This is a genomic window from Moraxella sp. HMSC061H09 (assembly GCF_001809255.1).
Taxonomy (GTDB): Bacteria; Pseudomonadota; Gammaproteobacteria; order Pseudomonadales; family Moraxellaceae; genus Moraxella; species Moraxella catarrhalis.
This window is the reverse complement of sequence record NZ_KV796849.1, coordinates 188,163-202,620: the sequence shown is the minus strand read 5'-3', so window position 1 is coordinate 202,620 and position 14,458 is coordinate 188,163. Positions and strand designations below refer to the sequence as shown.

The window sequence follows — 14,458 nt, the reverse complement described above, 5'->3', positions numbered from 1 at the left end:
AACCACAGTACAGGTGTTTTAATTATTTTTTGAGTAATTTAAAATTATTTTAATTTTATTATACGATAATAATAGTTTAATAAAAAGTCATAAATTAAAATGATATCAGTTAAACCATTGGGTAAATAAATACCATCCATCTGATAAATTCTCCCATGAAAATCCCCACAAACTGGCGAATTTACGGTAAAATAGTTGATTAAATGTCATTTTTTATTATAAATCATCAGAGAGTTATCCCATGAGCATAGACAATTTATCAACCAATTATAATCCAGCAAATATTGAACAAAAATGGTACAAGATTTGGGAACAACAAGGCTATTTTAACCCCCAACCAAACCCCGCCATGAGCGACAAACAAAACGCTTTCTCTATTGCCTTGCCGCCGCCCAATGTCACAGGTTCGCTCCATATGGGGCATGGCTTTAACAACACCATCATGGACACATTAACCCGCTATCATCGCATGATGGGTCATAACGCGCTTTGGCAGCCCGGTACCGACCACGCAGGCATCGCCACACAGATGGTGGTGGAGCGTCAGCTTGGGTTACAAGGCATCAGCCGTCATGATTTGGGGCGGGAGAAGTTCATTGACAAGATTTGGGCGTGGAAAGAGCAGTCAGGTAACACCATCACTCGCCAAATTCGCCGTTTGGGGTCGTCCGTGGACTGGTCTCGTGAACGCTTTACCATGGACGACGGTCTGTCGCAGGCGGTCAAAGAGGTGTTTGTGCGGCTTTATGATGAGGGCTTGATTTATCGCGGCAAACGCTTGGTAAACTGGGACCCAAAACTACACACCGCCCTTTCTGACTTAGAAGTAGAAAGCGTAGAAGAGCAAGGCAGTTTGTGGCATTTTAGATATCATTTTGCCGACCAAAGTTTGACAACCCAAGACGGTAAAAATTATCTGGTGGTGGCAACCACACGCCCTGAAACCCTGCTTGGCGACAGTGCGGTGGCGGTACACCCTGATGATGAGCGTTATGCCCATTTGATTGGTAAAACCATCGTCCTGCCCATTAGCGGGCGTGAAGTGCCTATCGTGGCGGACGATTATGTAGAAAAAGATTTTGGTACAGGGTGCGTCAAAATCACGCCAGCCCATGACTTTAACGACCATGAGCTTGGTAAACGCCACGAATTACCGCTCATTAATATTTTTGATGAAGATGCGTGCATAAAAGCTGAATTTGACTTGATTGCCAAAGTGGGAGAGCCGATTTCTAACCACATCACCGCCCCTGCCGACTATGCAGGGCTTGAGCGTTTTGCCGCTCGTAAAAAACTCATAGAACAAGCCCAAAACGAAAACTGGCTTGAAAAAATTGAACCTTATACCCTAAAAGCCCCCCGTGGCGACCGCTCCGGTACAGTCATTGAACCACTTTTGACCGACCAATGGTATGTGGCGATTGAAACCCTTGCCAAACCAGCGATTGAAGCGGTGCAAAATGGCGACATTCAATTCGTGCCACAACAATACACCAACATGTACATGGCATGGATGCGTGATATCCAAGACTGGTGCATCAGCCGTCAGCTGTGGTGGGGGCATCGTATCCCTGCATGGTATGATGACAATGGCAATGTGTATGTGGGGCGTGATGAAAGCGAAGTGCGTGCCAAATACAGCTTAGCCGATACCCCCCTTCGCCAAGATGATGATGTGCTAGATACTTGGTTTAGCTCGGCTCTGTGGACATTTAGCACGCTTGACTGGACAGGTCAGACCAGCTTTGATGATTATGGCGATGCCCTACAAACCTTTCACCCAACAAGCGTACTGGTAACAGGATTTGACATCATTTTCTTTTGGGTTGCTCGCATGATTATGATGACCATGCACTTTATCAAAGACAAAGATGGCAAGCCCCAAGTCCCCTTTAAGACCGTTTATGTGCATGGTCTGGTCAGAGACAGCCAAGGGCAAAAAATGAGCAAATCCAAAGGCAATGTGCTTGACCCCATTGACTTAATTGATGGCATTGATTTGGAAAATCTGGTCAACAAACGCACCCAAGGGTTGATGAACCCAAAAGAGGCGGACAACATCGCCAAACAAACCCGCCAAGAATTCCCTGACGGTATCCCAGCCTTTGGCACAGATGCCCTGCGATTTACCTACGCATCACTTGCCAGCACAGGGCGAGACATTAACTTTGACTTAAAACGCATTGAAGGATATCGTAATTTTTGTAATAAAATTTGGAATGCCACTCGCTTTGTACTCATGAACTGCATTGACAAAGATGGCCGTCCCCAAAACATTGATAAATCCGCCAACCCTAAGCTTTGGCAGTTGCCTGAACACTGGATCATCAGCCGCCTAAACGCCACCATCAATGACATTCACGAGCATATAAGCCAGTACCGTTTTGACTTGATGAGCCAAGCCATTTATGAATTTATTTGGAATGAATACTGCGATTGGTATGTGGAGTTTGCCAAATCCAGCTTAAACGCATCAGGACAAGACAGCACAGTCAGCGATGAGCGAAAAGCTCAAATCCGTTATGTGCTACTCTTTGTGCTTGAAATGGCAATGAAAATGACCCACCCCATCATGCCCTATCTCACCGAAGAGATTTGGCAAACCATCACGCCACTGCTGGGCAAAACAGGTGAAAGCATCATGCTAAGTACCTACCCCAAGTGTGATGACAGCAAAATCAACGAACAAGCCGAAAGCGACATGGCATGGCTACAAAGCCTTATCGGTGCGGTGCGAAACATTCGTGGCGAGATGAAACTGGGCAATGCCGTGCGTCTGCCTGTGCTAATTCAAGGGGCAAGCGATGAACAAAAAGCAAGCCTTGTACGCATTGACAATCAATTTAAAACCCTTGCCAAAGTAGACAGCCTAACGATTGTCAAAACTGGCGAAGAGGTGCCATTATCATCATCTGGCATGGTTGGACAAATGAAAGTGCTTGTCCCCATGAAAGGCTTGATTGACCCGACCGCTGAACTAAACCGCCTAAATAAAGTGCGTGATAAACTGCAAACCCAAGCAGATGCCATTAACAAAAAGATGTCCAATGACAACTTTATCGCCAAAGCCCCCGCTCAGGTGGTAGAAGCAGAACGAGCCAAACTCTCTGAGTTACAAGGGCAGTTAGCAGAAGTGGAGAAGCAGGTGGGGGCGTTGAAGCAGTTGTAAGCTTTTTTAATTTAGTGTATAGCAGGGTGTATATGTATGGCACCCTACTTTATTTCCAGTCCACGAGGTTAACCATGAGTCCAAATGCATTAAAGGATTTAATTAATAGTATCCAATTAACAGTAACTGAGGATCGTTTCTGCGAAGAATATACAACTAAATACAAACTTCCACAAGAAGCCCTGAATGACAAGGTAGAAAATGCATTAAAAGAGCATTTTCTAAACAATAACTACAAACAAGTTGAAATAGAGAACGGTGCACTCATTTTAAAACATCCTTCTATTGACTAGACATAGGGGGTTGTGAAAAACACAACCCCCTTTTTTTTGTTACCACCTTGCCATTCTACTTGGCTCATCCTCTAAAACCCTAAACCGCCAATACAATCCCCTTTGAACCCAAACAACATCGTCTAATGTTTTTTGTTTGAATACTGCAAGAACTTTATCCCTCAAGACCTGATTACCTTCAGCATTTTCAGCTGTCAAGTGTTCAAGATTGGCTTTAATTAAATAATCTATAACATCATCTTGATAAAGACAAGTGTCTTGATTTAACCGAATTAACATCCAATCAACAACAGTATCAAGCTCATTCATTTGTAGACTCTTTGTCGTCTACGATGATTAAAGAGCTATGCGGAAACATACCGGATTCTAATTTTTTTCCTGCAAACCATTGGTATTGATAAGAATCTTTCGATTCTGTTACATATCTCATTACCATGCTTGGATTATCTGACAATACAGCCTTCACCGTCATGTTTGGACCGCCTGACTTTAATTTTACAACTTGTCCAACGGCAAATATTTATTTAACACTTTCATTTTTCATCCTAAAATCTCCAACTATTTAGTGTCTTTTGGTGGAAATGGGTCATTTCCATAACTATTGCCTGCACGAATCTTTCCATCTCTACCATGGATCTTGGTGTCAGATTGTTGATTGCGTGCAATATCTTGTGCAATCTGAATGGCTTCTTTTTGTGTACTGGTAACTCGTGTTGGTTTTGAGTTACCTTCGCCTTGAACTGCCCAACCGTCTTTGTGCGGCACAACGTGCTGATTTTTACCCATGGAATATTCTCCTAAATTAAGGGGGTTATTGGATTTACTTTATAAATTGCTTGTAAGGATAGTTATCATTCTTAAGTATTAAAAATAAGTATACTAGCCATACATGCACTATATATTATGTGTTCTTTCAAATTTTTTTCAATATATTGTGTTAAAATTTTTAGTATTAATTTTTTAAGTGCTTAATTTAGCTGTATTTACGCTTGACACCCACCTCAATCCCCCATTGTACATCAATCCGACACCAAAAGGACACACTATGCCAGCAACCGAACGTATCAATATCCGCACCACACCCCACGCCAAAGCCTTGATTGAAAAGGCAAGCCAATGTCTTGGCGTGTCGGTCAGTAGCTTTATGGCTCAAAGTGCCTACGAAAAAGCCCTAAGTCTAGAACAGTCCGAAACCATTTATCTAAATCAAGATGAATGGCAAAAAGCCCTTGCCATGCTTGACGATGAGCCGTCTGATGAGATAAACGCACTTTTGGCAAGGGGCTATCGTGTTATCGGTCGTTAAATTTGACAAAAGTTTTGATAGGGAGAGTTTTGATTGTGGCGTGGCGGTGCTGAATGATTTTTTAAAAATTCGTGCCAGTCAATACATTAAGCGTTATGAAGCGGTGGTTTATTGTGCGTTTGATGACCAAACTCAAAAAATCGCGGGTTTTACACCCTGTCCAATACCGCCATTTGCCAAGCTGATGACCCTGTTTTTCTCAAAAAACAGCACCCAACCGCTCCGATTGGTTGCGTGTTGATTGGGCAATTGGTGGAAGTGGAGAAGCAGGTGGGGGCGTTGGGGAATTTGTGATCCTAACAACAGCAAATGGATCATCTTTTGGTCTATGTGCTTAACTTATTATGATAAACAATAGAAAAGTCATGAAACCTTTTATAAAATGGGCGGGCGGTAAGAATTCTTTGCTTGATAAAATTCAAAAACGCTTGCCTGATTTTGTTTACTCACAAGATTTTTGTTTGGTAGAACCTTTCGTTGGTGGTGGGGCGGTGTCCTTATGGGCATTGTCCGATTTGCCACATCTAAAACAGCTTATCATCAATGATTACAATGCCGATTTAATCAATGTTTACCCACATTAGCTCTAATCTTTAAAAGATAAACAAAGTATTGGGTTTATTATTTTTATTTGGCTGTCATTTTAATTTAGTGGATTGTGATGTTTGTTAAATGACATTCAATTAGATTGGATATGGGTAGATGCCATAAAAAGATAAAGAGAGTATAGGGCATGTAAAAGACGATGAATTTATATTTTGATAAAAACTTAGCAAATGAATACAGTAGTAAGGCTCAAATTGCAAGAGTTTTAACTGAAAATTGGGTGTTGAATAACTCATATTGTCCCAAATGCGGAAATCTGCCATTATCTGAATTTGAAAACAATCGACCTGTTGCTGATTTTTACTGTCAAAATTGCCTCGAAGAATTTGAGTTAAAAAGTAAAAATGGTCGTTTGCCCAATGTAATAACAGACGGTGCTTATGCAACGATGATAGAGCGTATCAACGCTAATAACAGCCCAAACTTTTTCTTCTTAACTTATGATAAACAGTGGCGAGTTAATGATTTTTTGATTATACCAAAACAATTTTTTACTCCAAGTATTATTATCAAAAGAAAGCCTTTGTCGCCCAATGCAAGGCGTGTAGGCTGGGTTGGATGCAATATTGATATATCCAATGTTGTTGATTTTGGTAAAATTTTTTTGGTCAAAAATTCTCAAATAATTAATCAAAATTTGGTGCAAGAACATTTTAATAATACCTTATTTATTCGCACTAAGAATATAGAGTCAAGAGGTTGGATATTGGACATAATGATGTGTATAGATAGTATTTCAAAAGATACTTTTAACCTAAAAGATATTTATGATTTTGAAGAGATATTAAAAATAAAATACCCAAACAATAACTTTATTAAAGATAAAATTAGACAGCAGTTGCAAATTTTAAGAGATAAAGGATTGATTGAATTCGTTGCCCGTGGTCGATATAAAAAGGTAAAATATGCAAACCTATAAAATACAACTTCAAGAGACTTTATCAAAAATTATTGAGATTCAAGCAAGTAACATTGATGAAGCCATTCGTATCGTACAAGAATCCTATCAAAATGAAGATATTGTACTGGATTGGGGTGATTTTGTTTTGGTGGAATTTGATGATGTTTCTGATTAAAAATTACTTCGTATTTCTCTTGCCGTTATTTTACTTATTCAAGTGAATGGATAATTTGGGCAAGAAAATATTCTAAGATACCACATTATTTTAACTATGATTTGATGAAAAAATTAAATGGTGATAAACAAGCCAAAGATGTTTGGCGATTGCCTGCGGTGGGTAGCTGGGAAAAGACACAGGGCAAACACCCTACTCAAAAACCACTTGGGCTTTTATCTCGTATTATATTATCATCTACCCAAAAAGGCGATTTGATTTTAGATCCATTCTCAGGTTCTGGTACAACAGGCATTGCAGCAACCATTTTGGGTAGGCAATTTATCGGCATTGATAAAGAATTGGAATTTTTAGAATTATCAAAAAGGCGTTATCAAGCAATTACACCCAAATCAAAATATGAATTTAAACAAAAAATTCGTGAGCAGATTAGTTTGGTGTAAAGGCACTTTAAGATGTCATCAACCCCACGGCCACCCCAAACACCCCACAATGAGCCGCCACCACCGTCTCAATGTCAGGTGAATAGCCCCCACCCATGACAACAGCGACAGGGATGCCCGCCTTGTGTGCGGTGGTGAGTACCAGTTTGTCTCGCTCATAACAGCCTTGTAAGCTAAGCGATAATTTACCCAGTTTATCCGTCGCCAGTACATCCACGCCTGCTTGGTAAAATAGCATGTCAGGGTCAAAATTATGGATAATCTTGGGCAGGGTCTCACTCAGTATCGTCAAATATGCCTCATCACCTGTGCCGTCATCAAGCTCTATGTCTAGGTCGGACTGTGGTTTGATAAAGGGATAGTTCTTTTTGCCGTGCATGCTAAACACAAAGACAGCAGGGTTATTTGCCATGATGGAGGCATTGCCGTTACCTTGATGCACATCCAAATCCACGCTTAAAATGCGTTTGGCTTGCCCTCGTGCTAAGAGCAGATTGCTCGCCACGCACACATCATTAAACACACAAAATCCCTCACCATGGTCAGCAAATCCGTGGTGCGTACCACCTGATACCGACAAAGAGATGCCGTATTCTTTGGCGTATAAGGCACATTCGTAAGTGGCGTGCGTAATGTAGCGTTCTCGCTTGATGAGACTGGCGGACATGGGCAGACCGATTTTGCGAATCTCTTTGTCCGTGAGCGTGCCTGTTTTTAATTTGTGCCAATAATCAGCGGTGTGCGTGCTTAGAATCTCTTGTTCTGATAACAGCTCGGGATGAAATAAATTATCTTGCGTGATGATGCCATCGGTAAGCAGTTTTTTGGGGATAAGGTCGTATTTTGCCATGGGAAAGCGGTGAGAGACTGGCAGACGATGACAAAATAGGGGTGAATAAGCAATTTTTAGCATAACTTAACCAAAATGCAAAAATATAATCAAATCTATCACTGATATTGATCGGTTGGCTCAAAGTATTGATCCAAAAGGTCTTTGGTATGAGCATCGGTAGGGTGCTGCAGGTAATCAGTAATGATGGGGCTGGGGTCGGCTTCATAAAGTACATCATCATACAGCCTTTGGGCAAGTTCAGTTAGGCTTGCCACACCTTGCAAATGCACGCCCAAAGCGTTATCGCTTAATGGAGTAAATTCAGCATCCAAGCTAACTTTGGCGTGTACCTCGCCATCGGTTGGGTCAAGCTCAATACTCCCAAAAGGGATTGATAGATTTGCCTTAGCGATCGCCATCAGCATCATCGCAAAATGACTATCAGGCACCACTTCAGGCAAAATACCAAAGATAGAAACCAGCTGGCTTGTTTCATTAATACGAAACACACAAGACCATTGATATTTAGTATAACTAAATAATATAATCAGATGATGAATTTGAGGCGTTATCGTGCCATCGTTTGATCGTGCTTCATATTGCCAGCCATGACGCTTTAGGTATTGGATGATATGATCGGTGATGGGCTGCTTTGCGTCTGATTGATGCTCAGTGATGGACTGTGCGTTCTTATTTGAGCGTTTGGCATCTGCTCGTTTGAGTAATGATTTTAATTTTTTTAACAGTTTCATCACAGTTATGAATTCATTAAATAAATCGTTGGATGGCTTTTTAGGATCGATATGGCAAGATTTTTATCAATATAAAATTTGGGCAAATCTGTGTTAATTTTTTATGAAAACCAATCAGATACTTGAGTAAAAATCACACACCAACAGCCAAAATATCATAAATACCACCAAGCAACTCAGATTTTTAACGCTAATGTACGCTTGGTAGATGAACTTGTATTGTATCATAAAATGGCTGTCTACTTTGGTATATTTATAGACCATAAGTGATAAAGCTATGTTAATAGGTTGGGTGATATGGCGGTTTATCATAGCTTTATTTGATAGGGTTGTGGTAAAATTAGGGGTTAATTTATATACCACAGTTAAACCCATCATTTTCATCATTGATACCAATCATGCCATGACAACAGTAACTAAGCCCATTGATACCGATAATAAGCCAATCCTTACGATTGATAAACTGGATGTACAGCGTGGTGATTTTGTGCTGTGCCAAGAGGTGCAGTTGACCTTAGAGATGGGTGATGTGTGTCATCTGATTGGCGAAAATGGCTTGGGTAAAACAACACTTATGTCTCAGATTGCAGGTTTATTACCTATTATTCATGGGACTTGTGTGTGTGCTGGTGCTATGGTATATGTCTCGCATCAGCTTGGTATCAGTGCAGCGTTGACTGTCGCACAAAATTTGCGATTTTTGTTGTCGCTATATGGTGTGGATGCTGATGATACATTGATTGATGAAGCATTATGGCAGGTGGGGCTTGAGGGGCTGCAAGATATCTCAAGTGTTCAGCTGTCAGCAGGTCAGATGCGACGAGTGGGATTGGCTCGCTTGTTTGTTTTGACACCAAATGAGGCATCATTTTGGCTGCTTGATGAGCCACTGACGGCACTAGATACCACCATGGTTCAAAGACTTGAGGCGTGTATTTTAGCATTTGCAAAGGCAGGCGGCGCTGTACTGATGGCCAGCCATCAGGCGACAAAAGCGACAAATCGGCAACTGAATTTGGCGGAATTTGCGTTATGATGACTCATCCTTTTTTGACCATGATTACCCGTGAATGGCAAATCAAACGACAAGGCACAGTTCAGTGGCTTTATCCTTTGGTGCTGTTTTTATTGATTATTACACTATTTCCCTTGGCGATTGGCAATGAACCAAAGCTTTTACTCAGATTGGCACCTTCGGCGGTGTGGATTGCTGCTTTGCTTGCATTGGTGATTGGTGTGGATGATTTATTCCGCAGTGAGTTTGATAACGGCACATTGGCACAAATGGTCGTTGCCAAATCACCCTTAATCATTTGGGTTTTGGCACGGCTTTTGGTGCATTGGTTGTTTAGTGCAGGTGTGGTAGCGATCTTATCCTTATTAGTGATTGTATTGTTTGAGATGCCATTTGGTGAAGCGGGAATATTGATGGTTTCGATATTTGTGGGTTCTCCGATTTTGCTTGGATTGTCTGCGATTGCAAGCAGTTTGACTTTAACTTTAAAAAATGGTGCAGTTCTTGTCCCTTTGATTGCATTACCGATGCAACTGCCTGTGCTGATATTTGCAACAGGTGCGGTGGACTTATATGCCACAGGGTTAAATGGCTTACCAACCTTGGCTTTATTGGCGGCAGGCAGCATTATCACGGTGCTGGTGACGCCATGGGTTGTCGCTTCAGTACTCAAAATGGCATGGGCAGATTAATCATCACACAGTATCATCAATCCAGTGGTAGGCTGTCATGCTACGCCAAGTGATGGCAGTCAAAAATCGGCATGGCAGCACGGATTTTAGCTTGCCTATCAGCGTCATAATCAGCATAAGCAATACAATAACCGTTGTCTGCCACCTCAGTGCGACCACTGTCTGCGATGATTTGACCATGTGCATTCACAATCATGGAATGACCCCAAGTCTGGCGTATGCTATTACCGATCTGATGGATACCGCCTTGAGCTGAACCGATAATCAGGCATTGACTATCCAACGCACGCGCCTGTAGCAGCATTTGCCAATGTGCCTGACCTGTGCGATGTGTAAACGCAGCTGGGACAGTGATGATGTCCGCCCCCATTTGTCTGAGCCGCTGAGCAAAGGCAGGGAATCTGACATCAAAGCAAATCATCATGCCAACATTGATCGTCTGCCCATGAATGACGCACGGCTCACAGACCAATCGGCTGCCATGCTCAAATGTCTTACCTTCATCATAGTTGCCTGTGCTGTCATCAATAGTTGCACGAAATAGATGAATTTTATCATATCGTGCTTTGATATTACCTTGGTCATCAATCAGTAGACTAACTTGTCTGACAAGATCGCAAGGCACATCACTGCCATCGGGACGAGTTGGGCAAGGTAGCGTACCTGCTAATAGATGAACGCCATATGTCTTGGCAAGCGATTGATAAAATTGGCAGATTTCATCATAGCGAGTGGCAAGCTGACTTTGACGACCCATAACGCAAGCATTTTCGGGCAGTACGATAAATTTAGCATCACAGGTGGCAGCTTCGCTGATGGCATTATTGATAATACCTAGATTGGCGTCAATGTCGGTTTGGCTATTTAGCTGAATGGTAGCAATGCGAATGGTCATGATATTTCCTTGATTTTTCAAATTATTTTGGATTAACTTATCGATATTTGTTTGGATTGTCAAGGTAATATGAGATGGCTTTGTACAAGATCATCACAAAAATACTTGCAAAATTGGGCAGGCTGTGCGATAGTAACAATACCCAATGACGATCACTAACAGGCATTTGATCATCATTGGGTATTTTTTTGGGTACTTTAGATTGTCGAAGATTAAATTTGGTATCAATACAGCGTGTATCAGCCACCACCAACGGCTTGCACAACTTCGATACTCATACCATCTTTTAGCTCTGTGAGCGTCAAGCGTGATTTTGGTACGAGCATCTCATCAATCTCCACTGCAAATCGCCCCTGGGTCAGACCGTGGGCATTTAGCAATTCAAATACCGTTGAATGATCCGATTCGGTCGGTTGTCCGTTTAAAGTTACTTGTTTCATAGTTTAAATTTTTGATTAAATTTTGGTTAAATTGGGTTAAGCCAAGCGAGTCGTTTTGGCGATTTGTAAGGCAAACACAAGCCAACCGATGATCAGTAAACCACCACCGATAGGTGTGATTGCCCCAAGCCAACGAGGCGCACCAAGTGCCATGGTATACAGTGTGCCTGAAAATATCACAATACCCATTTGTAGTAATACGCCAGCCAAAGCAGAGCGATATCGCCCAATATGCTGTAAAACACCAATAACCAATAAGCCCAACGCATGAATGAACAAATACAGCGTGGCAGTTTGCCAAATCTGTAACGCATACTCATCAGCAATGTGCTTAAGTCCATGTGCACCAAATGCCCCAAAGGCGACACCTATAGCAAGATTAAGCGCCGCCACTAACAGCCAATTGATTTTAACAGTCATAAAGCCTTCTATTTGATGGTGATTATGAAGAATAATACAACAAATACTAATACAACAAATTAGCCCAATGAAACCTTTTATTCATCTATAATCATACGATCAAGCGTAATAGCTTCTTTGATTTTATTCATGGCATTTTTTTCAATTTGGCGAACTCGTTCAGCCGAAATATTATAAGTTGCCGCAAGCTCATGTAATGTGGATTTTTGGTCAGCCAGCCACCGCTGCGTGATGATATCACGAGAGCGTTCATCTAGGGTTTCCATCGCATCTTTGAGTGCGGTTGTGGTATTTTCTTCCCAATCTGCCTCCTCAACGACATCGGCAGGATTGACCGCATCCTCCAAAAATAGCTGAGGGGCATAGCGTCCTTCATCATCATCTGAATCTTGTGCCTCAAAAGACGCATCATAACTGGTCAAGCGTGATTCCATCTCCAAAACTTGCTTGACGGTCACATTCAAATCATTGGCGATGGCAGTTGCTTCATCTAAAGTCAGCTGATTGGAGGATTTTTTTAGGCTGCGTAAATTAAAAAATAATTTACGATGTGCTTTGGTGGTAGCAACTTTAACAATACGCCAATTTTTGATGACAAATTCATGAATCTCCGCCTTAATCCAATGTACCGCAAAACTGACCAAACGCACCCCCTTATTAGGATCAAAGCGTTTGACGGCTTTCATTAAGCCAAGATTGCCTTCTTGGATCAAATCGGCTTGGGATAATCCATATCCTGAATAACTGCGTGCAATATGAATGACAAATCTTAAGTGGCTCATCACAAGCAGCCGAGCGGCTTCAACATCGCCATCATGATAATAACGCTCAGCCAAGGCACGCTCTTCTTCGGGTGTTAAAATAGGAATTTGATGCACAGTATTAATATAAGCACCCAAATTCACCCCAGGTGCTGCCAAATGGGTCGGCATGGCTGGTACTAGATCGTGCGTCGCAATGGCATCTGTGCCAGATGGTGTACTGTAAGCTTTGGGCGTAGCAGAAACTTTGGGTTTATCGATATCATCATCAATATCATCGATGATTTCGGCGTACTCTTCATCATCAATCTCATGAAAGCCGTCTAACGCTTCAATCAAATCCTCATCAAACTCATCGTCATATGTGTCATCATAGCCTTCATGGTTGTGATCATAATCATCACCGTTATCTTGGGTGCGTTTGGGTGCCATTTTGTCCCTATATATTCTCAAAATCTTGATACTATTGTAGGCAATTTTCCAAAAATTAGCTAGTATCCAATCTTTTAATCACATAAATTTTACAATCTGTAAAATTTGGCTAACCTTAATTTTTATGCCGAGTTTGATAAAATCTTTTTATATTAAATCAGTTTCATACTAAATCAGTTTTATATTAATTTGCAGGCTTGATAATGATAAAGTGATAGATGGGCGTCTCATTGGTCAAGTCATGACTATGCCAAGTATGGACAATCAGAGCGTTTTTGTTGCAATAGGTCACTAAGTCTTTTTGCGAGTTTTGGTCAGTAGCGATTAAATACAGCGCTTGATTATCGGTGACATGACGCAGTGTCACTTTGGCTTTTAATAAGGGCATCGGACAAGGCAGATTTCTGGCATCATAAAACACCTCTACGGTATTTAAAGGGAGGTTTAATGCTTCTAGTTTGCTGGTCAAATGAGCGTTAAGCGTACTTTTATCTTCTGCTGTGAGCGTGTCAAATATATGATTTAGCATCTGTGTCACCGAATAAAATTGACATAAACATGGAGCGGTGGCATATTTATTAGCATTAGGTTTTAGCGATATTAAGGCGTTTGAACCATAGACTCTAAGCCTTTTGGCCTAACTTGGCTTAGGTGCTTTTTGATGGTATCGATGGGTAGACCTTGTTTTTCGAGGCGTTTCGGGATAATTTGGCTACCTTTTTGACCTTTCATGTCAAACATCATGAATAAATAGTCATCTGTCTCATCCCAGCTACTCACTGTATGCCAAGGTATGGTTGCTGACTGCGTTGCACCTGCACGCATTTGCATACCTCGCATTTGTGGTGATTTCATCAGATCGGTGGATGTAGGCATCGCCATAACAAGCCCGTGTGATTGTACACCTAATTGCAGAGTGTGAAGCTGTTCAGGCATTTGGGTACTTGCCACTTGTTTTTCATATTCACGCTTCATATACCATTTCATACCCAAGGTACGAGCAAGCAGATACACACCAACCAAAATCAGCATAAGCCAAAAAATGATTGTCGAATAGCCACTGACAAATACCAAGCCTGCAATCGCCGCCACAACCATCAGGGCAATCACAATCCACTCTGTGCGTTTTAAGGACTTTAGTGTAAAATGACTTGTGCCTTTTTCAAACAATGATAACTGTGCTGCGTAAAATTCAGTTTCGCTCATGTTTAAAGCGATGGGCTTTAGCGTATAGGGATAAAGTGCTTTGGTCATTGAGATAAATCCTAACGATGAATTTGCCTATATTACCCATTTTATCCAAAAAAATAAACCCAAAGTTAATAT

The 14,458-nt window shown here is 41.4% G+C and carries 21 protein-coding genes; 10 read left to right on the top strand and 11 right to left on the bottom strand.

Going from position 1 to position 14,458, the window contains the following annotated elements:
• Positions 1 to 241: 241 nt before the first annotated feature.
• Together HMPREF2573_RS05110 and HMPREF2573_RS05105 are read left to right on the top strand one after the other, a co-directional pair.
• A complete protein-coding gene (locus tag HMPREF2573_RS05110; protein ID WP_070472784.1) occupies positions 242 to 3,169 on the top strand; it encodes a valine--tRNA ligase in 2,928 nt (975 codons plus the stop codon).
• A 74-nt stretch (positions 3,170 to 3,243) separates the two neighbouring features.
• Positions 3,244 to 3,462: a hypothetical protein gene (locus HMPREF2573_RS05105; protein WP_227497462.1), complete on the top strand. Its 219-nt coding sequence runs from the start codon at positions 3,244 to 3,246 to the stop codon at positions 3,460 to 3,462.
• Between the two features lie 39 nt (positions 3,463 to 3,501).
• Here HMPREF2573_RS05105 and HMPREF2573_RS05100 read toward each other — a convergent pair whose 3' ends face one another.
• From HMPREF2573_RS05100 to HMPREF2573_RS05095, 3 genes are read right to left on the bottom strand one after another with little or no spacing between them, the layout of a single operon-like run.
• A complete protein-coding gene (locus HMPREF2573_RS05100) occupies positions 3,502 to 3,771 on the bottom strand; it encodes a DUF6953 family protein (protein WP_003663284.1) in 270 nt (89 codons plus the stop codon).
• Positions 3,764 to 3,982, bottom strand: a complete 219-nt coding sequence (locus HMPREF2573_RS09070; RefSeq protein ID WP_077655999.1) for a YodC family protein — start codon at positions 3,980 to 3,982, stop codon at positions 3,764 to 3,766. Before HMPREF2573_RS09070 ends, HMPREF2573_RS05100 begins: the two co-directional genes overlap by 8 nt.
• A gap of 38 nt (positions 3,983 to 4,020) precedes the next feature.
• Positions 4,021 to 4,248, bottom strand: a complete 228-nt coding sequence (locus HMPREF2573_RS05095) for a DUF2188 domain-containing protein (RefSeq protein WP_003663282.1) — start codon at positions 4,246 to 4,248, stop codon at positions 4,021 to 4,023.
• Between the two features lie 259 nt (positions 4,249 to 4,507).
• Between HMPREF2573_RS05095 and HMPREF2573_RS05090 the strand changes: the two genes are divergently transcribed.
• The 6 genes from HMPREF2573_RS05090 to HMPREF2573_RS05070 all read left to right on the top strand — a co-directional run bounded on the left by HMPREF2573_RS05090 (position 4,508) and on the right by HMPREF2573_RS05070 (position 6,893).
• Entirely contained in the window at positions 4,508 to 4,768 is a 261-nt protein-coding gene (locus HMPREF2573_RS05090; protein WP_003663281.1) for a type II toxin-antitoxin system TacA family antitoxin, read from the top strand.
• Positions 4,752 to 5,009: a hypothetical protein gene (locus HMPREF2573_RS05085; protein WP_003663280.1), complete on the top strand. Its 258-nt coding sequence runs from the start codon at positions 4,752 to 4,754 to the stop codon at positions 5,007 to 5,009. The genes HMPREF2573_RS05090 and HMPREF2573_RS05085 overlap by 17 nt, the downstream gene beginning before the upstream one ends.
• A 124-nt stretch (positions 5,010 to 5,133) precedes the next feature.
• Complete coding sequence (locus HMPREF2573_RS05080) at positions 5,134 to 5,352, top strand: DNA adenine methylase (RefSeq protein ID WP_003660726.1); 219 nt, start codon at positions 5,134 to 5,136, stop codon at positions 5,350 to 5,352.
• A 161-nt stretch (positions 5,353 to 5,513) separates the two neighbouring features.
• Positions 5,514 to 6,293 (top strand): DpnI domain-containing protein, encoded by a 780-nt coding sequence (locus HMPREF2573_RS05075; protein ID WP_070472781.1) that lies wholly within the window; start codon positions 5,514 to 5,516, stop codon positions 6,291 to 6,293.
• A complete protein-coding gene (locus HMPREF2573_RS09065) occupies positions 6,280 to 6,450 on the top strand; it encodes a DpnD/PcfM family protein (protein WP_003660722.1) in 171 nt (56 codons plus the stop codon). Before HMPREF2573_RS05075 ends, HMPREF2573_RS09065 begins: the two co-directional genes overlap by 14 nt.
• 2 nt (positions 6,451 to 6,452) lie before the next feature.
• On the top strand, positions 6,453 to 6,893 hold the full coding sequence (locus tag HMPREF2573_RS05070; protein ID WP_273557257.1) for a DNA-methyltransferase: 441 nt from the start codon (positions 6,453 to 6,455) through the stop codon (positions 6,891 to 6,893).
• A 7-nt stretch (positions 6,894 to 6,900) separates the two neighbouring features.
• On the opposite strand, the gene HMPREF2573_RS05065 is transcribed toward HMPREF2573_RS05070, so the two are convergent.
• Positions 6,901 to 7,806, bottom strand: a complete 906-nt coding sequence (locus HMPREF2573_RS05065) for a histone deacetylase family protein (protein ID WP_070472779.1) — start codon at positions 7,804 to 7,806, stop codon at positions 6,901 to 6,903.
• A gap of 35 nt (positions 7,807 to 7,841) precedes the next feature.
• A complete protein-coding gene (locus tag HMPREF2573_RS05060; RefSeq protein ID WP_003673665.1) occupies positions 7,842 to 8,477 on the bottom strand; it encodes a YbjN domain-containing protein in 636 nt (211 codons plus the stop codon).
• Between the two features lie 277 nt (positions 8,478 to 8,754).
• On the opposite strand from HMPREF2573_RS05060, the gene ccmA reads away from it, so the two are divergent.
• Positions 8,755 to 9,513, top strand: a complete 759-nt coding sequence (ccmA, locus tag HMPREF2573_RS05055; protein WP_003673667.1) for a heme ABC exporter ATP-binding protein CcmA — start codon at positions 8,755 to 8,757, stop codon at positions 9,511 to 9,513.
• Positions 9,510 to 10,184, top strand: coding sequence for a heme exporter protein CcmB (locus HMPREF2573_RS05050; RefSeq protein ID WP_003660714.1), 675 nt, complete (start codon positions 9,510 to 9,512; stop codon positions 10,182 to 10,184). The genes ccmA and HMPREF2573_RS05050 overlap by 4 nt, the downstream gene beginning before the upstream one ends.
• 40 nt (positions 10,185 to 10,224) lie before the next feature.
• Here HMPREF2573_RS05050 and HMPREF2573_RS05045 read toward each other — a convergent pair whose 3' ends face one another.
• The 6 genes from HMPREF2573_RS05045 to HMPREF2573_RS05015 form a co-directional block, all read right to left on the bottom strand.
• Positions 10,225 to 11,079 (bottom strand): nitrilase-related carbon-nitrogen hydrolase, encoded by an 855-nt coding sequence (locus tag HMPREF2573_RS05045; protein WP_003673669.1) that lies wholly within the window; start codon positions 11,077 to 11,079, stop codon positions 10,225 to 10,227.
• A gap of 239 nt (positions 11,080 to 11,318) precedes the next feature.
• Positions 11,319 to 11,519, bottom strand: coding sequence for a sulfur carrier protein ThiS (thiS, locus tag HMPREF2573_RS05035; protein WP_003666128.1), 201 nt, complete (start codon positions 11,517 to 11,519; stop codon positions 11,319 to 11,321).
• A 36-nt stretch (positions 11,520 to 11,555) separates the two neighbouring features.
• Entirely contained in the window at positions 11,556 to 11,939 is a 384-nt protein-coding gene (locus HMPREF2573_RS05030; protein WP_003659203.1) for a DUF423 domain-containing protein, read from the bottom strand.
• A gap of 77 nt (positions 11,940 to 12,016) precedes the next feature.
• Entirely contained in the window at positions 12,017 to 12,871 is an 855-nt protein-coding gene (gene rpoH, locus HMPREF2573_RS05025) for an RNA polymerase sigma factor RpoH (RefSeq protein ID WP_196758370.1), read from the bottom strand.
• Positions 12,872 to 13,316: 445 nt separating this feature from the next.
• Positions 13,317 to 13,733, bottom strand: coding sequence for a sulfurtransferase TusA family protein (locus tag HMPREF2573_RS05020; protein ID WP_036335130.1), 417 nt, complete (start codon positions 13,731 to 13,733; stop codon positions 13,317 to 13,319).
• A complete protein-coding gene (locus HMPREF2573_RS05015; protein WP_003663271.1) occupies positions 13,733 to 14,386 on the bottom strand; it encodes a YcxB family protein in 654 nt (217 codons plus the stop codon). The genes HMPREF2573_RS05020 and HMPREF2573_RS05015 overlap by 1 nt, the downstream gene beginning before the upstream one ends.
• Between the last annotated feature and the right edge of the window lie 72 nt (positions 14,387 to 14,458).